The organism is Lentzea sp. CA-135723, from assembly GCF_050936595.1.
Lineage (GTDB): Bacteria > Actinomycetota > Actinomycetes > Mycobacteriales > Pseudonocardiaceae > Lentzea.
In genome coordinates this window covers 6,341,143-6,356,195 of record NZ_JBNJMK010000001.1, presented here as the reverse complement: position 1 = coordinate 6,356,195, position 15,053 = coordinate 6,341,143, and the positions used below count along the sequence as shown (strand labels likewise).

The window sequence follows — 15,053 nt, the reverse complement described above, 5'->3', positions numbered from 1 at the left end:
TGTGGGACGGGCCTCGGTCGAAAGCTTCGCTACGCGCTCAGCGGGTTTCCTTGTGCGCGCGGTGCGTCTTGCAGTTCGGGCAGAACTTCTTGATCTCCAGGCGGTCCGGGTCGTTGCGCCGGTTCTTCCTGGTGATGTAGTTCCGGTGCTTGCACTCCTCGCACGCGAGGGTGATCTTGGGGCGTACGTCGGTTGCAGCCACGGTCCTTGCCTTCCTGAGAGCACACGAGACCCCGTGGAACCCAGTCCGGGCTTACCGTCTGGCGGGGCGGACGACGTTGCCGTCCAAGGGATCTTGCTGAGTAGCGGTGGCCGGACTTGAACCGGCGACACAGCGATTATGAGCCGCTTGCTCTACCAACTGAGCTACACCGCTTTAACACAACTACAAGCCGCAGCGCTCAGCACTGCGGCCAGTAGTGGAGCCCCTTTACGGAATCGAACCGTAGACCTTCTCCTTACCATGGAGACGCTCTGCCGACTGAGCTAAAGGGGCTTGCTCTTTCGTTCTTGCTGAGCTGTGGAGAACTCTACAACACGCGTCTACCAAGAACGAAATCCGGGGGTCCCCTTAGTGGACCAAGGTGAGCACCGTCTCATCGCGAGCACCCCTGACCTGCACCGTTCGGGCGCGCAGCCACGCCTCGAAGCGGTCCTCGGACAGCGGGCGGGAGATCAGGTAGCCCTGGGCCACGTCGCAGCCCATGCCCACCAGCTGCTCGCGGGCGGCGTCGTCCTCGACGCCCTCGGCGACCACGACGAGACCGAGCGAGTGCCCGAGCTCCACGATCGACCGGACCACGGCCATGTCGCCGAGGTCCGTGCCCATCCCGAGCACGAACGACTTGTCGATCTTCACCTCGTCCACCGGCAGCTGGCGCAGGTACGCGAGTGACGAGTAGCCGGTGCCGAAGTCGTCGACGGCCAGCACGACGCCGATCGCGTGCAGGCGCCGCAGCACCGGCAGGGCGCGTTCGGGGTCGGCCATGACGCCGGACTCGGTGAGCTCGAACGTCAGCAGCCCGGACGGCACGTCGTGGCGTTCCAGCGCGGCCTCGACGCGGTTCGGGAAGTCCTCGTCGCCCAGCGTCCGCACGGACAGGTTGACCGCGATGGACATCCGCAGGCCGCGGTCGAGCCAGCGCCGCACCCGTTCCAGGGCGCGGTCCATCACGAAGTCCGTCAGCACGTCCACGAGCCCGGTGGCCTCGACGGCCGGCACGAACTCGTCCGGGTCGACGCGGCCGAACTCCGGGTGCGTCCAGCGCACCAACGCCTCCGCGCCCACGACCTGGCGGGACGGCAGCGCGACCTTCGGCTGGTAGTGCACCGAGATCTGGCCGGTCTCGACGGCCTGGCGGAACTGCGTCACGAGCTGGAAGCGGCGCAGGAACAGGTGGCCCATCGACGGCGCGTAGGCCTTCACCGGCGTGCCCTCGGACGTCGCGCGCACGGCCACGTCGGCCCGTTGCAGCAGCACGTCGGGATCCGGGTCCTCGGTCTCGGAGTCGGCCTTCGAGGAGTAGCCGACGACCGCGGAGGCCTCGACGGTCAGCCGGTCGACCGGGTACGGCACCGAGAGGCCCGCACGCAGGCGTTCGGCCGTTTCGTGCGCGGCAGCCGCACGCTCGTCGTCGAGGTATGCGGCGAATGCGCCGCCCTCAAGCCGTGCGAGCGGCACGTCCGCACCAAGTGCGTCACGCAGACGACGTCCGGCGGCGACGACCATCCGGTTGCCCCAGGCCTGACCGAGCGCGTCGGAGACGGTCGAGAGGATGTCGAGGTCGATCCGCAGCACCACGCCCCGCTGGGACTCTCGCAACGGCTCCGCGCACGCCTCGCGGAAGCCCGCGCGGTTGAGCAGGCCGGTCAGCGGGTCGTGGTAGGCGTCGTGGCGCAGCCTGGCCAGCAGGCGGCGGTTGTCGACGGCCGTCGCGAGGTGCGAGGCCAGGGTGCGCAGCAGCTGGATGTCGGCCTTGCCGAACCCGCGCCAGCGCGAGAGCCGGTCGTGGGCCTCGACGGCGCCGAGCAGCTGGGTCGCGCCGCGCAACGGGACGACCAGCGCCTCCTGCGCGTCGCGGCGCAGCAGGGCCTCGGTGACGTCCTCGGTCGCGTCGGCCACGCGGTAGTAGCGGACGTGCGTGCCGGGCAGCTGGAGGACCGGGTCCTCGCGCACGGCACGGGGGTCCGTCGCGGTCATCTCGTCGGGCAGCGGTTCGCCGGCGACGAGGGTGATCATGGCTTCCTGCGGGTCGGTGCGCAGGCGCAGCACGACCCGGTTGGCGTTGAGCTGCTCGCGGATGCGTTCCGCGATGAGCTGCCACTCGTCCTCTTCGACGCCGGTGGTGAGGTCGTCGTCGGGCTGGCGCGGGCCGGTGCCGTGCTGGCCCGACCTCGCGACGCGAAGGCTGACCTCGCTCAACGCCTCCAGGTCGCGCTGTTCGCGCAGCAGCCCGGAGTAGGCGAGGTAGGTGGCGACGATGCCCGCGAGCACCAGGACGATGAGGACGCCGCCCCACGCGGTGGTGGTGACGATCTGGTAGCCGACGAGGCCGGCCGAGGTGTTCAGCAGCGCCACGACCAGCGTCTGGAGCACGAGACGGACGCTGTTGCCGACGCGCATCGACTTGCCCATGAGGCGCAACGCGCAGAGGCCCAGCACGCTCGCGAGCAGCGGCACGGTGATGGTGCCGACGAACGCGCCGGCCCAGAACGGCCCGCCCTTGCCGAGCATGTTGTTCACGGCGGTCGCGGCCGCGAAGGCCACGGAGATCTCCATGAACATGAGGCCCGCGTTGTAGACGGCCCTGTCCAGGATCCGCCTGCCGAGCAACGTGCCCACGCCCGCGACCACGTGCGCGGCGAGCACGATCTCGAACGGCGCGACCAGCAGGCCCAGCACCAGCGGGATCTCGGTGAAGGAGATCGTCCAGGCGACGCCGCTGCGGACGTCGACGTTGATCGCGAGCTGTTCCGCCAGCAGGAAACCGACGACGAGAAGGGGGCCGATCCAGAAGAGGGAGGTCGTCTCCCTCTCCGGGAGCCATGCCGCGACCATGCCCGCGCAGACGACGCCTGCCACCAGGAGGGTGACGGCGAACGCGCTGAACGCGCGGTTGGTCGACTTGGCCGACCAGGCGGCCGAGTCCGACACGGGGGCCGACGCTCGGTCGGACATCCAGCCTCCTCGTCGGCCTGGGTGGGGGGACCTCTAGGCGTGACTGAGGGGTCCCGCACTTGGCGATCAGGACCCCTCCAGGGGCACCAATGTACCCCGCTCGGGGGACGAAATGGCAGGTCGAGCACGTTTGGTGACGTCGATTCACCCAGACGTGGTCACACCGCGAGGTGTCCCCGGAGCACCGTCACGGCCCTCCCCGAGAGCAGTACGCGATCTTGTGCCAGGGTCACGCGCACGAGCCCACCGCGGGGCGACGCCTGCTCCGCCAGCAGGTCAGCCCGCTTCAGCCGGGGCACCCAATAGGACGCAAGGGTGCAGTGGGCCGATCCGGTGACGGAGTCCTCCGGCACGCCGTAGGCCGGATAAAAACAGCGGCTGACGACGTCCACATCGCCGTCGCCAGGGGCCGTCACGATTACTCCGCGTGACTGGATTTGTGCCAGTCCTTGGACATCAGGTCGCAGAGAACGGACCTCCGCGGCGCTCTCCAACTCGACCAGGAAGTCGAAGCGCCCACGCGACACGGACTTGATCGTCGCATGTGGCAGCGCTTCCGCTAGACCGATTGGCGGGTCAGTCAACTCTGGCGGGTCCGCGGGGAAGTCCATCTGCACCCATCCATCGTCATTTGTGCATGTGAGCACGCCACTACGCGTGGTGAACGCCTGGTCGCCGCCCAGCACGTGCGCGGTGGCGAGGGTGGCGTGCCCGCAGAGGTCGACCTCCTTCTCCGGCGTGAACCAGCGCAGGTGCTTGTCGGGCGTGACGAAGGCCGTCTCGGCGTGCTTCATCTCGGCGGCGACCTGCTGCATCCAGGCGTCGTCGCGCGGTTCGGTCAGCAGCACGACTCCGGCGGGGTTGCCCGCGAAGGGCCGGTCGGTGAACGCGTCCACAACAAAGATCTCCACGGCGCCGACACTGCCATGCTCAGATGGGGCGTGACCGAGACTTTCTCCTACCGCGAAGCAGATCCGGACTCCCTCGGCCCGACCTGGGGCCCCTCGCGCACGCACGGCCTGATCTGGCAGCCGGACTGGGACCTGCCGGCCCTGCTCGACGCGTGGGACGCCCACCTGACCGGCCCGGACGACCCCGAGACCGCGGCGATCGTCCAACTCCCCTCCCGCGAGACCGCCGACGTGCTGCCCCTGGTGCACCGGGGGTTCTCGCCGTTGCTCGTGGTCGCCGAACGTCTGGCCGGCCGGACGAGCGCCGCACGGCCGTCCGGCGTGACGGTCCGCGCCGCCACGCACGCCGACCTGGACGTCGCCGTGGAGCTGAACCTGGACACGGTCCGGTACGACGCCCAGTTCGGCATGGTGTCCGAGCGCGCGAACACCGCCGAGCTCCTGCGCGAGGAACTGACCGGGGTGCTCGACCGCGACCACGAGGCGATGTGGCTCGCCGTCTCGGGCGACACGCCCGTCGGCATGCTCTTCGTCGACATGCCGCAGCACTCGGGGTGGATGGAGAGGTACACGCCGGCGCGGCCGTTCGCCTACCTCGCCCACCTCGGCGTGCGGCCCGACGCTCGCGGCACGGGTGCGGGCAGCGCGCTCGTGGCGTTCGCGCACCAGCTGCTGGACGACGCCGGAGTCGAGTCGACGCTGCTCCACCACGCCCTGCCGAACCCGCGCTCGACGCCGTTCTGGTACTCGCACGGCTATCGCCCGGCCTGGACGTTCTGGGTCCGGCGGCCCGCGGTGCGCGCGTCGTCCGGCGTGTCGGCGCAACCCGAACGGCCTAGTGGGACATGATCTACCCGTTCACACAAGCGAAGAACCCAAACGAACCCGTACTTGTGGAACGAATCCGGCCTCTATTTCGACAAAGGGGGTAAGCGGATTCGAACGTCACACCTGGGGGGTCGAGATGGAACTCAGTGCCAGAGCGAGGGCGATGCTGCGGGCGGTCGCCGCGGGCCGTGCCGAGGTGACAGGCGGTGCGGAGCCCGACCTGTACGTCGACGGACTGCCGTGCTGCGACCGGACGGCGACGCACGACCTCGTGCACGCCGGCCTGCTGCGCGCCTCGCGGCCCACGAGCTTCGGCCTGCGCGTCGGTGCGGAACTGACCGACGACGGCCGCGCGGCGCTGTCCGCTTCCTGAACGGCGCGTCGATCGCCCGATGATCGAACATCTGTTCGACATGGGGTATGCTCCGCGCTGAGGCCGGCACGCAAGAGAGAGGAAGCTCTTGCGCGCCGGCTTCAACCTTTTTCAGGCGACCTTCTGGCCCGTGGCGACGTTCAGCCGGTTCCAGACGTTGATCGCGGAGATCGCGACCGTGAGCCCGGCCAGCTGCTCCTCGCTCCAGTGCTTCGCGGCCTCTGCCCACACGGCGTCGCTGACGTGCACGTGCGTCATCTCCTCTGCGAGCGCGAACGCCGCCTTCTCCGCGTCGCTGTAGTACGGCACGTCCCGCCAGGCCGGGACGCACCGGATCCGTTCGTCGGTCTCGCCCGCCTTGCGCAGCAGCTTGCCGTGGTAGTCGATGCACACGCCGCAGCTGTTGACCAGGCTGACCCGGAGGTAGACCAGCTCCAGGAAGTTCTTGTCCAGCCCGGTCTTCTCCGCGGCCTCGGACAGCCCCAGCAGCGCCTGCATCGCACCGGGCACCGACATCATCGGGTTGGCGATCCTCATCTTCTTCTCTCCCTGTCGTCGTCTTCTACCTGCTCGACCCGGCAGGTCGGGAAGATGTGACAGGTCGTCCAAAGATTTTTTCTCTCAGACCTGGACGCCCTGGCCGAGACCGCCGTCGACGGCGAGTTCGGAGCCGGTCGTGAAGGTGGCGTCGAAGCCGAGGAACAGCACAGCGTCCGCGACCTCGTCCATCGTGCCGTGGCGCTTCAACGGGGTCATGCGGTCGCCGATCTCCTTGAACTCCTGGAGGGTCTCCGGCGACGCGCCGACCACGCCCATCGACGGGGTGTCGATGAAGCCGGGGCTGACGACGTTGACCCGGATGTTCCTCGGCGCGAGCTCGGCGGCGAACCCCCTGGCGAACGACCGCACGGCCGCCTTGGCCGCCGCGTAGAGGGTCAGGCCCTCCGCGCCCTGCTCGGTGGCGACGCTGGTGGTGAAGACGATCGCGCCGCCGTCGTCGATGAGCGGCGCCAGGCGTTGCGCGGTGAAGAACGCGCCCTTGGTGTTGATGTCGAACGTGCGGTCGTAGTCGTTCTCGGTGGCCTGCGGGAACGGCGTCAGCGTCGAGTAGCCGACGTTGACGAAGAGCAGGTCGATCCGGCCGAGTCGTTCCCGCACTTCGGTTTCGAGCTTCTGGACGTCTTGGAGGCTCGCCGCGTCGAACGCGACGGCGTGTGCCTTGATGCCCTCGGCCTTCTCGGTGGTGCGGCCGGTGAGCAGCACCTCGGCGCCTCCGGCGACGAGCTTGTCGACCGTCGCGCGCCCCATGCCGTGCGTGCCGCCGGTGACGACGACCTTCTTCCCCAGGTACCTCACTTGCGGATCCCCTCGATGATGCTCGCGATGCTGTGGTTGCCGTGCCCGAGCCGCTGGGCGCGTTCGAACACGCTGTGCAGCGCCCGCGGGATGGTGGCGTCGAGACCCTGCTGTTCGTTCGCCTCGGCGAGCAGGCGCAGCCCCGACACGTTGATGTCCAGCGCGGACACGTCGGTCTCGTAGTTCCCCGACTCGGTGACCGCGCCCATCTCCGGCAGGAAGGTGGTCATCTCGCTCAGCCAGTCCACGGCCATCGGCGTGAACTGCCCCGGCCTGATGCCCGCGGAGCCCATCAGCGCGACCGCCTGGACGTAGCCGCCGAAGGTCGCCCACATCATGCCGAGCAGGGCGAGGTCGTAGAGCGCGGCCAGGCCGGCGTCCTCCCCCACGTGCACGGGCTCGCCGAACGCGTGGAGCACGTGGTGGTTCTCGTTGCCGCTGAACAGGATCCGCGCCCGCTCCGTGCGAATCTGCTGCGGCACGGCCAGGATCACGCCGTCGACGTACTCGACGCCGTTGGCCTTCGCCCACCGCGCGGTCTGCCTGGCCTGCTCCGGCGTGCCGGACGTCAGGTTGACGAGCACCTTGATCTCGTTGCCGAGCAACGGTTGCTGGACGTCGTAAGTGGACAGACAGGTGACGACGACGTCGCTCTTGAACGCTTCTTCAGGCGTGTCAACGGTTCTGGTGTTCTCGATGGTCTTGGGCGTGCGGTTCCAGACCGTCACCTCGTAGCCCTCTTCGACGAGAGCCCTGGCGAGCGCGCTGCCCATCCGGCCGAGGCCGAGCACGCTCACGGTCTTCTTGATCCCCATGCTCCAGATGCTGGGTTCATGCTGTCTTTCCGACAAGTACCTACCATTTTGTCAGGTACCCACCTTTTGGTAAGGATCCAGCATGAAGCCACGGCAGTACGCCTGCGGACTGGACGCCGCGATCGACGTGATCGGCGGCCGGTGGAAGGCCCTCATCCTCTGGGCGCTGCACCACGGCCCGGTGCGCACCGGCGACCTGCGCCGCTCCGTGTCGGGCATCAGCGAGAAGATGCTGATCCAGGTGCTGCGCGAGATGGAGGCGGACGAAATCGTGCACCGCGAGGTGTTCCACGAGGTCCCACCACGCGTCGAGTACTCCCTCACGCCCCTGGGCGCGCGCCTGAACGAGGCGCTGCTGCCGTTGGGCGACTGGGGCGAGGACAACATGCGCGCCATCGCCCGCCGCCGCGGCGTGGAACCGGCTCCCAGGCATTGAGCAGCCCTGGGTTCCGCCGTCACCGGTCGAGGTAAACGACCGTCGCGTCATCCGAAATCTTCGCGCGCGGCCAATCCACGGCCTTCGCGTCTTCCTTCTCAACGGCCCGCATTCGCCGAATGAGGTCGTCCGGCCCGTTCGCCGACATCAGTTCCAATGCCTGCGGCCAGTCGAAGAGGTTGAACAGGTCGACCGCCCGCGCCGCCCCGTCGGACAGGATCGCCACCCGCCGCACGTCCGCGAGAGGCACCTCACCGGTGAGCGCGTGCTCGACGTCCGCGACCTTCGCCCCGGCCGTGCGCCGCGTCTGCGTGTCACTGACAACGCGAAGCTCGCTCTTGGTGTCCACCACCACCGTGGCGTCCCCGAGCACCAGGTACCGCAGCGCGTCACCGTCGATCCGCACCACCGCGACCGCCACGCTCGGCGAGTCGGGATGATCGAGGTCGCAGGTGCCCGAGTGCAGCTCAGCGGCCTGTTCGATGGCCTTCCTGAGCCCCTCGGCAGGCTCCAGGTGCGCGACCCTCAAGATCTCCGCGGCCAACTGGTCGGCGAACCACCCGACGCCGTGCTCGCACCCGTTCTCCGGCTTCGCCGTCACGCCGTCGAGCACCGCGAGGAGGTTGGGCCCGACCAACGCCCGGTCCTCGCTCGGCGCCGTCGTCCTGCCGGCCTCCGTGGCCATCTGCGTGCGCACTGAGATCCCCCTCGGTCCGAACGTCGATACGACGATGGGCCTCTGACCTGTCCGGTCAGAGGCCCATCAGTCTTGCGTGGCGGGTAGAGGATTCGAACCTCTGTAGCTTTCGCGACGGATTTACAGTCCGCTCCCATTGGCCGCTCGGGCAACCCGCCCCACACCGTCGTAACGGTGCGGGCAGAACAATACATAACCCCTTCGGGAGGCCCCAAATCGGGGTACCCCAGTAGCATCGCGGCAGGCTGTGACCCCGAGATCGTTGAGGAGTGAAGTCGTGGCGGACCCGTCGTTCGACGTGGTGAGCAAGGTGGACCGGCAGGAGGTCGACAACGCGCTCAACCAGGCGGCCAAGGAGCTGAGCACGCGCTTCGACTTCCGCGGGACCGGCACCACGGTGGCCTGGGCCGGCGAGGAGGCGATCACCTTCACCTCCGAGACCGAGGAGCGCTGCAAGGCTGCGGTCGACGTCTTCCAGGAGAAGCTGGTCAAGCGCAACATCTCGATGAAGGCGTTCGAGGTGGGCGAGCCCTCCATCTCCGGAAAGGTGTTCAAGGTCACGGGAAATCTCGTGCAGGGCATCACGTCCGAGAAGGCCAAGGAGATCGCCAAGAAGATCCGCGACGAGGCGCCCAAGGGCGTGCAGGCGCAGATCCAGGGCGACCAGTTGCGGGTGTCCGGGAAGAAGAAGGACCACCTGCAGGACGTCATCTCGCTGCTGAAGGGTTCCGACTTCGGCATCGCCCTCCAGTTCACCAACTACCGGTGAAGGGCATCGTCCTCGCCGGTGGCAGCGGAACGCGCCTGCACCCGATCACGCAGGCCGTCTCCAAGCAGCTGCTGCCGGTGTACGACAAGCCGATGATCTACTACCCGCTGTCGGTGCTCATGCTGGCCGGCATCCGCGAGGTGTTGATCATCAGCACGCCGACGGACTTACCGCTGTTCCGGCGTTTGCTGGGCGACGGGTCGCAGTGGGGCATGTCGTTCGAGTACGCGGAGCAGGCCGCGCCGAACGGGCTCGCGGAGGCGTTCATCATCGGCGCTGACTTCGTCGGTGACGACGACGTGGCGCTGGTCTTGGGCGACAACATCTTCTACGGCCAGGGCTTCTCCACGACCCTGCAGCAGCACGCGTCCTCTTTGGACGGCTGCGTGCTGTTCGGGTACCAGGTGAAGGACCCCGAGCGGTACGGCGTGGGCGAGGTCGACTCGACGGGCAAGCTGTTGTCCATCGAGGAGAAGCCGGCGAAGCCGAAGTCGAACCGGGCGATCACCGGGCTCTACTTCTACGACAACGGTGTGGTGGACATCTCCCGCAACCTCAAGCCGTCACCGCGCGGCGAGCTGGAGATCACCGACGTCAACCTCGCGTACCTGCGCGAGGGGCGCGCCCAGCTCGTGGACCTGAGCCGCGGCTTCGCGTGGCTCGACACCGGCACGCACGACTCGCTGCTCGAGGCCGGGCAGTTCGTGCAGGTGCTGGAGCACCGGACGGGCGTGCGCATCGCGTGTCCCGAGGAGATCGCGCTGCGCATGGGCTTCATCTCCGCGCAGGAGTGCTACGCGCTCGGCGAGAAGCTCGGCAAGTCCGGGTACGGCGAGTACCTCATGGCCGTGGCGCAGGGCACCCGCTAGCGCCTGGCCATCTCTTCGAGCCTGCGGATGCGGTCGGCGATCGGAGGGTGGGTCGAGAACCACCTGGCGAACTGTTCCCCGGTGCGGAACGGGTTCGCGATCATCAGGTGGCTCTGCGACACCACCTCCGGCTCCGGTGCGAGCGGCGCCGCCCGCGTCCCCAGCTCGATCTTGCGCAGTGCTGAGGCCAGCGCCAGCGGGTCGCCGGTCAGTTCGGCACCCGACTGGTCGGCCTGGAACTCGCGCGAGCGGCTCACGGCCAGGCGGACCACGGTGGCCGCGACCGGGCCCAGCAGCGCGATCAGCAGCAGGCCCAACGGGCCGGGGCCGTCGTCGTCCGAGTCGCCGCCGCCGAAGATGCTCGCGAACATGGCCAGGTTGGCGAGCATGGTGATCACGCCGGCCAGCGCGCCCGCCACGCAGCTGATCAGGATGTCGCGGTTGTAGACGTGCGCGAGCTCGTGGCCGAGGACGGCGCGCAGCTCCCGTTCGTCCAGCAGGTCCAGGATGCCCGTGGTGCAGCACACGGCCGCGTTGCGCGGGTTGCGGCCCGTGGCGAACGCGTTGGGCGCGACCGTCGGGCTCAGGAACAGCCTGGGCATGGGCTGGCGCGCCTTCTGCGACAGCTCCCGCACGATCGCGTACAGCCGCGGCTGCTCCACTTGCGACACGGGCACCGCCCGCATCGCGCGCAGCGCCAGCTTGTCCGAGTTGAAGTACGCGTAGGCGTTCACGCCCAAGGCCAACACCAGGCCGATGACCAGTGCCGTGCGGCCGAACAAGCTGCTGACCAGCAGGATCAGCGCGCTCATCCCACCGAGCAGCACGGCGGTCTTCAACCCGTTGAAGTGCTTGTGCACGGTTGCGCCTCCGGGTCTGTTACGTCCTACCCCTCAACGAACCAGGCCTCCTGCCGGTTCCTGCGGCCGTCTCCGGGGCGGCCTCCGCGGCGGCGTCGAGCGCGGGCGGTGGCGGCACCTTCTCGACCCACGTCGACAGCACGTCCCGTTCGTGGACGAGCTCCGCCACGGCGCCCTCGCCGTCGAGCGAGCCCGTGCCCGGATAACCGAAGTCCGGCGCCCAGTGCAGGGCGTCGAACGGGCAGACCTCGACGCAGATGCCGCAGTACAGACACTGGCCGTAGTCGATCGCGAACCGGTCGAGCACGTTGCGGCTGCGCGGGCGTGCGCTGCCGGGCTGCTCTTCGACCTCGGTGTGCGACGTGATGTGGATGCACCAGTCAGGGCACTCGCGCGCGCAGATCATGCACACGGTGCAGTTGGCGTCCAACAGCGCGATGACACCCCTCGTGCGCGGGGGAAGGTTCGTCACGACTGCTGCTCCTCTTCACGGCGCGGGCCCCAGGACGGGTCGGGCACGCCAGGTGGTGCGGTGCGGCGCCGGCTGGGGGCGCTCGTGTTGTCCTCGCCCGGTTCGAGGCGGCCCGGCCACGGGCGCACGACGCGGGAGGCGAGCACGAAGTCCTTGCGCAGCGGGTGGCCCTGGAAGCTCTCGGGGAGCAGCAGGTGCTCGGGTTCGCCGTCGACGGGCGGCACACCGAACATCTCGGCCGCCTCGCGCTCGTGCCAGTGCGCGCCCTGCCAGAGGTGGGCGACGCTCGGCAGCGCCTCGTCGGGGCCGAGCTCGGTGCGCAGCATCACGCCCTGGCGCGTGCTCGGGTCGATGACGTGCAGGAACACCGCGTGGCGCTGAGCAACCGCGCCCGGCCGGCCCGCGTCCTCGACGCCGAGCCAGTCGAACATCGTGTGGCCCGCGGCGTGGAGTTCGGCGGCGGCGGTGAGCCAGCCGGCGAGCTCCACGTGGTGGATGGTCTGGCCGAACGCGGTCTTGGGGGTGGCGGCGGATGGGGTCGTCACGCGTTCACCAGCCCGTGCAGGGCCTTGAGGCCCTCCAGCAGCGCCTCGGGCCGCGGTGGGCAACCGGGGACGGCGACGTGCACCGGCAGGGCCTGGTCGATCCCCTTGGTGACGCTGTAGGAATCCCAGTACGGGCCGCCGGTGTTGCTGCAGGCGCCCACGGAGATCACGTACCGAGGTTCGGGCATGGCCTCGTAACTGCGGAGGACTGCGGGCAACATGACGTCCGTGACGGTGCCGGACACGACGAGAACGTGCGCCTCGCCCGCGCCGTCGACAGGCGTGACGCCGAGGTCGGGAAGGCGGTCGAGAGCTGCCATCACTTCGACTCCGCAGCAGGCGAGTCCGAGTTCGAGCACGGTGACCTGGTAGGTGGTGCCCCAGTCCAGGCGAGCGGAAGCCGTCACAACGGCTGAGGATAATACTTGGGGGCCCGCCGGCTTGCGCCTGGCGGACCCCCACCCCCCAATGATTCCCCCCGGAATCGGCTCCCACGCGTGGTCGCCGCGGATAGTTTTGTACACGGCGGGATAAGTGTCCAGGGATTTGCCGACAGGATCTGCAGATAATTTGTCGGCGAAATGCGGTCAAGTTCAGTTCAACTGATCGGTAGAACATCAGAGAGGGTTCCGATGTCCGGCTCGTCCCAGTTGGTGCTTCCCACGAGCACCTCGCTGCACCGTCTGCTGAACATGCCCGGTGCCCTACTGGATACCACGATGGACCAGCTCAGGACGCTTTTGACGGTTCACGAGACCCGATCGGCGCTACGGGCGGCACGGGCGTTGGGGCGCGAGCAGTCGAGCGTGCAGAAGCAGCTCGACACGTTGAACAGGAACTTCCTGGAACTGTGCGGCGAAGCGCTCGTCGTGAAGCAGGGACGCGGAAAAGACGTGCTGTTCACGCCTACCGGTGAGTCACTCGTCGAATTGGCGCGGGAGACGCTCGCGGAGTGGCTCGACGGAATTCACGAGTGCCGCCGCAAGCTCGGCACGACCGTCACCGTCGGCACCACGCGATACATGCTGGACACGCTCGCGAAGGCGTGGCATCACGTCGCCGACGAGTTCCGCGAGCGCGACGTGGACCTCAAGGTCGTGCACATCCGCACCAAGGACATCTGGACGAAGCTGGAGACGCAGGAGGTCGACGTCGTGTGCGGCAGCGTCGTGACGCGGTCGGGCGCGGGGTGGGAACGGCCGGAGTTCGACGTGATCGAGTGGCGCCGCGGCGGGCTCGCGTTGCTGACGAATCTGCCGACGACGGTTGTGGGCGACCGGGTGCGGGTACCTCAGTTGAGGTCGGTCCCGTTGGTCGTGCCGGGGGCGGGGCTGATCGCCGAGTTCCTGCGGGGCTGGTTCGGGCCGGACTACCGCCAGGGGCTCGACATCGCCGCTGAGATCGACGAGATCCAGTACGGCATCTCGCTGCTGCGCTCGAACCTCGTCCAGGGAGCCATGATCGTGACGTCTGGCTTGGGCGTGGTGGCGTCGAACAACGAGCTCCGGGAGGGAGGAGGCCTCCGCGTCGTTGAACTCTCAGATGACTCGCTGGAGCGGCTTGTGGGCGTTTTCGCCCGAACGGACGAGCTGGCGAAGCATCCGGCGGATCACCCGCTCAACCTGCTGTGGTCGGCCTTCCAAGCAGAAGCGCCCCGGCAGTAGCCGAGGCGCTGGTGCTCTTGCGTCTTACTTCTTCGCGGGTGTCATGGCGTCGTGCTCAGGCCTGCGTTGCTCGACTTTGGGACGGTGCTGGGCTTTGGCCATCTTGGCCAGCCAACTCGTCGCCTCCGAGCGGATCTTCTCCAGCTCGTCGTCGCGTGCCTGTTGCTCGTTCATCGGCCACTCCCTGCGTTCGGGGATCGCGTTCGATGGGAGCACTACCGGGCGTGTGCCCGCTAGGGCCGCCATGCTTGTGGGTGAACCTGGTTGACAGCATCGCCCGCCGATGCGCTTTCCGCACCCCCGACACGGCGGTTCGACCTCTTTAGTACCCCCGGTACCCGCCGCCGAGGCCCATGCTGACCAGACCCGGGTGGTTGTGGAAGCCGCCGTAGCGCGCGTAGGTGTACCGGACGCCCGCGATGATGTTGTCGACCGGCGCGAGGATGTTGTCGTACCCGGCCAGCTTGTAGGCGTTGAACGTCGGGTCGATGCACTGCATCAGGCCCTTGGACGGCGTTCCGCGCATCGCGTTGGAGTCCCAGTTGTTGACGGCGTTGGGGTTGCCGTTCGACTCCTTCATGATGATCGTGTAGATCTCGTCGACGGAGCCGTTGTCGATGTTGGTGCCGTTGGCCTGCAGGACCTTGATGGCGTCCTTGATCCAGCCCTCGACCTCGCGCTGCTTGGCGGGCTTGCGCATCTCCGCCTGCCGCTCGGCCTCGGCCTTCGCCGCCGCCTCGCGCTGGGCGTGAGCGTCCGCGGCGACCTTGGTGGCCTGCTCGAACGTCTGCTGCGCGTACATCTGCTGGAACTGCAGGAGACGACCGACCTGGTTGCCCGGGTTGACGTCGTGCACCGTCTGGATCGTCTTGGTGGCCTGCTGGTCGGGAAGAGCGCCCAGCTCGGCCGCACCCGCGGCGAGTTCCGTAGAAGAACCGCTGGTGGCGGCGTTGGCGATGGCAGCGGTGCCGGCGGCGACACCTGCTGCGACGACGATCGCGCTCACGCGGTGAGCGAGCGGGACCTTGTCGTCCTCGACGCGGTGAGCGCCGGGCTTGACAACCTGTTTGGGCACGACCGTGTACACGGTTCGGCCATCGGCCTTGCTGTGCCGGGCCAAGGGGGAGCCTCCTGCGTCGGGGAGCTTGGTCTCCGGCAAACCCAGGCGGGGGACTCTGGGCGGACAAAGGGCCCTAGTGGCTGCAGCTCCTGTGTCCTGCCGGTGACCAAACCGTTATCGGCGGGCGAGAACGTAACCTCGCGTCACGAGCGCAGGCAAG

19 protein-coding genes and 3 tRNA genes are annotated in these 15,053 nt (G+C 68.4%); 6 read left to right on the top strand and 16 right to left on the bottom strand.

The window, feature by feature from the left end; genetic code table 11:
* Positions 1-37 precede the first annotated feature (37 nt).
* The 5 genes from rpmG to ACQEU1_RS29610 form a co-directional block, all read right to left on the bottom strand.
* Positions 38-202: a 50S ribosomal protein L33 gene (rpmG, locus tag ACQEU1_RS29630; RefSeq protein WP_015105301.1), complete on the bottom strand. Its 165-nt coding sequence runs from the start codon at positions 200-202 to the stop codon at positions 38-40.
* Between the two features lie 101 nt (positions 203-303).
* Positions 304-376: transfer RNA gene (locus ACQEU1_RS29625), tRNA-Met, on the bottom strand.
* Between the two features lie 44 nt (positions 377-420).
* Positions 421-496: transfer RNA gene (locus tag ACQEU1_RS29620), tRNA-Thr, on the bottom strand.
* Positions 497-571: 75 nt separating this feature from the next.
* The gene (locus tag ACQEU1_RS29615; RefSeq protein WP_433208647.1) at positions 572-3,178 is read right to left on the bottom strand and encodes a putative bifunctional diguanylate cyclase/phosphodiesterase; all 2,607 of its coding nucleotides are present in this window, start codon (positions 3,176-3,178) and stop codon (positions 572-574) included.
* A gap of 158 nt (positions 3,179-3,336) precedes the next feature.
* The gene (locus ACQEU1_RS29610; RefSeq protein ID WP_433208644.1) at positions 3,337-4,089 is read right to left on the bottom strand and encodes a PhzF family phenazine biosynthesis protein; all 753 of its coding nucleotides are present in this window, start codon (positions 4,087-4,089) and stop codon (positions 3,337-3,339) included.
* A 30-nt stretch (positions 4,090-4,119) separates the two neighbouring features.
* On the opposite strand from ACQEU1_RS29610, the gene ACQEU1_RS29605 reads away from it, so the two are divergent.
* A complete protein-coding gene (locus ACQEU1_RS29605; protein ID WP_433208641.1) occupies positions 4,120-4,938 on the top strand; it encodes a GNAT family N-acetyltransferase in 819 nt (272 codons plus the stop codon).
* Between the two features lie 115 nt (positions 4,939-5,053).
* Positions 5,054-5,290, top strand: coding sequence for a hypothetical protein (locus ACQEU1_RS29600; protein ID WP_433208638.1), 237 nt, complete (start codon positions 5,054-5,056; stop codon positions 5,288-5,290).
* 111 nt (positions 5,291-5,401) lie between these two features.
* Here the strand turns inward: ACQEU1_RS29600 and ACQEU1_RS29595 are convergent, their stop codons facing one another.
* From ACQEU1_RS29595 to ACQEU1_RS29585, 3 genes are all read right to left on the bottom strand, one after another.
* Positions 5,402-5,827, bottom strand: a complete 426-nt coding sequence (locus tag ACQEU1_RS29595) for a carboxymuconolactone decarboxylase family protein (protein WP_433208635.1) — start codon at positions 5,825-5,827, stop codon at positions 5,402-5,404.
* A gap of 84 nt (positions 5,828-5,911) precedes the next feature.
* Positions 5,912-6,646 (bottom strand): SDR family NAD(P)-dependent oxidoreductase, encoded by a 735-nt coding sequence (locus ACQEU1_RS29590; RefSeq protein WP_433208632.1) that lies wholly within the window; start codon positions 6,644-6,646, stop codon positions 5,912-5,914.
* On the bottom strand, positions 6,643-7,461 hold the full coding sequence (locus ACQEU1_RS29585; RefSeq protein WP_433208629.1) for an NAD(P)-dependent oxidoreductase: 819 nt from the start codon (positions 7,459-7,461) through the stop codon (positions 6,643-6,645). Before ACQEU1_RS29585 ends, ACQEU1_RS29590 begins: the two co-directional genes overlap by 4 nt.
* A gap of 82 nt (positions 7,462-7,543) precedes the next feature.
* Here ACQEU1_RS29585 and ACQEU1_RS29580 point away from each other — a divergent pair, with 82 nt between their 5' ends.
* Complete coding sequence (locus ACQEU1_RS29580; protein ID WP_433208626.1) at positions 7,544-7,897, top strand: winged helix-turn-helix transcriptional regulator; 354 nt, start codon at positions 7,544-7,546, stop codon at positions 7,895-7,897.
* 19 nt (positions 7,898-7,916) lie between these two features.
* Here the strand turns inward: ACQEU1_RS29580 and ACQEU1_RS29575 are convergent, their stop codons facing one another.
* Both ACQEU1_RS29575 and ACQEU1_RS29570 read right to left on the bottom strand, forming a co-directional pair.
* Positions 7,917-8,594, bottom strand: coding sequence for a protein phosphatase 2C domain-containing protein (locus tag ACQEU1_RS29575; protein ID WP_433208623.1), 678 nt, complete (start codon positions 8,592-8,594; stop codon positions 7,917-7,919).
* A gap of 77 nt (positions 8,595-8,671) precedes the next feature.
* Positions 8,672-8,752, bottom strand: a tRNA-Tyr gene (locus ACQEU1_RS29570).
* A 119-nt stretch (positions 8,753-8,871) separates the two neighbouring features.
* Here ACQEU1_RS29570 and ACQEU1_RS29565 point away from each other — a divergent pair.
* On the top strand, positions 8,872-9,363 hold the full coding sequence (locus ACQEU1_RS29565) for a YajQ family cyclic di-GMP-binding protein (RefSeq protein ID WP_433208620.1): 492 nt from the start codon (positions 8,872-8,874) through the stop codon (positions 9,361-9,363).
* Positions 9,360-10,232: a glucose-1-phosphate thymidylyltransferase RfbA gene (gene rfbA, locus ACQEU1_RS29560; RefSeq protein WP_433208617.1), complete on the top strand. Its 873-nt coding sequence runs from the start codon at positions 9,360-9,362 to the stop codon at positions 10,230-10,232. Before ACQEU1_RS29565 ends, rfbA begins: the two co-directional genes overlap by 4 nt.
* Here rfbA and htpX read toward each other — a convergent pair.
* The 4 genes from htpX to ACQEU1_RS29540 are packed head-to-tail and all read right to left on the bottom strand — an operon-like array spanning position 10,229 to position 12,516.
* The gene (htpX, locus tag ACQEU1_RS29555; protein ID WP_433208614.1) at positions 10,229-11,092 is read right to left on the bottom strand and encodes a zinc metalloprotease HtpX; all 864 of its coding nucleotides are present in this window, start codon (positions 11,090-11,092) and stop codon (positions 10,229-10,231) included. The two genes, rfbA and htpX, sit on opposite strands and share 4 nt — an antisense overlap.
* Before the next feature lie 19 nt (positions 11,093-11,111).
* On the bottom strand, positions 11,112-11,564 hold the full coding sequence (locus ACQEU1_RS29550; protein ID WP_382441750.1) for a 4Fe-4S binding protein: 453 nt from the start codon (positions 11,562-11,564) through the stop codon (positions 11,112-11,114).
* Entirely contained in the window at positions 11,561-12,109 is a 549-nt protein-coding gene (locus ACQEU1_RS29545; protein WP_433208611.1) for an NADH-quinone oxidoreductase subunit C, read from the bottom strand. Before ACQEU1_RS29545 ends, ACQEU1_RS29550 begins: the two co-directional genes overlap by 4 nt.
* Entirely contained in the window at positions 12,106-12,516 is a 411-nt protein-coding gene (locus ACQEU1_RS29540) for an NADH-quinone oxidoreductase subunit B (protein WP_191298138.1), read from the bottom strand. The genes ACQEU1_RS29545 and ACQEU1_RS29540 overlap by 4 nt, the downstream gene beginning before the upstream one ends.
* Before the next feature lie 312 nt (positions 12,517-12,828).
* Between ACQEU1_RS29540 and ACQEU1_RS29535 the strand changes: the two genes are divergently transcribed.
* Complete coding sequence (locus ACQEU1_RS29535) at positions 12,829-13,773, top strand: LysR family transcriptional regulator (protein ID WP_433208608.1); 945 nt, start codon at positions 12,829-12,831, stop codon at positions 13,771-13,773.
* Between the two features lie 24 nt (positions 13,774-13,797).
* On the opposite strand, the gene ACQEU1_RS29530 is transcribed toward ACQEU1_RS29535, so the two are convergent.
* Together ACQEU1_RS29530 and ACQEU1_RS29525 are read right to left on the bottom strand one after the other, a co-directional pair.
* The gene (locus ACQEU1_RS29530) at positions 13,798-13,947 is read right to left on the bottom strand and encodes a hypothetical protein (RefSeq protein WP_355300328.1); all 150 of its coding nucleotides are present in this window, start codon (positions 13,945-13,947) and stop codon (positions 13,798-13,800) included.
* A 148-nt stretch (positions 13,948-14,095) separates the two neighbouring features.
* Positions 14,096-14,848 (bottom strand): transglycosylase SLT domain-containing protein, encoded by a 753-nt coding sequence (locus tag ACQEU1_RS29525; protein WP_433208605.1) that lies wholly within the window; start codon positions 14,846-14,848, stop codon positions 14,096-14,098.
* Positions 14,849-15,053 lie beyond the last annotated feature (205 nt).

Bases quoted from the DNA above. Each gene is read 5' to 3' on its own strand.
- ACQEU1_RS29600 (WP_433208638.1), top strand. From the start codon at position 5,054: ATGGAACTCAGTGCCAGAGCGAGGGCGATGCTGCGGGCGGTCGCCGCG.
- ACQEU1_RS29595 (WP_433208635.1), bottom strand. From the start codon at position 5,827: ATGAGGATCGCCAACCCGATGATGTCGGTGCCCGGTGCGATGCAGGCG.
- ACQEU1_RS29580 (WP_433208626.1), top strand. From the start codon at position 7,544: ATGAAGCCACGGCAGTACGCCTGCGGACTGGACGCCGCGATCGACGTG.
- ACQEU1_RS29530 (WP_355300328.1), bottom strand. From the start codon at position 13,947: ATGAACGAGCAACAGGCACGCGACGACGAGCTGGAGAAGATCCGCTCG.
- ACQEU1_RS29615 (WP_433208647.1), bottom strand. From the start codon at position 3,178: ATGTCCGACCGAGCGTCGGCCCCCGTGTCGGACTCGGCCGCCTGGTCG.
- ACQEU1_RS29585 (WP_433208629.1), bottom strand. From the start codon at position 7,461: ATGGGGATCAAGAAGACCGTGAGCGTGCTCGGCCTCGGCCGGATGGGC.
- ACQEU1_RS29535 (WP_433208608.1), top strand. From the start codon at position 12,829: ATGGACCAGCTCAGGACGCTTTTGACGGTTCACGAGACCCGATCGGCG.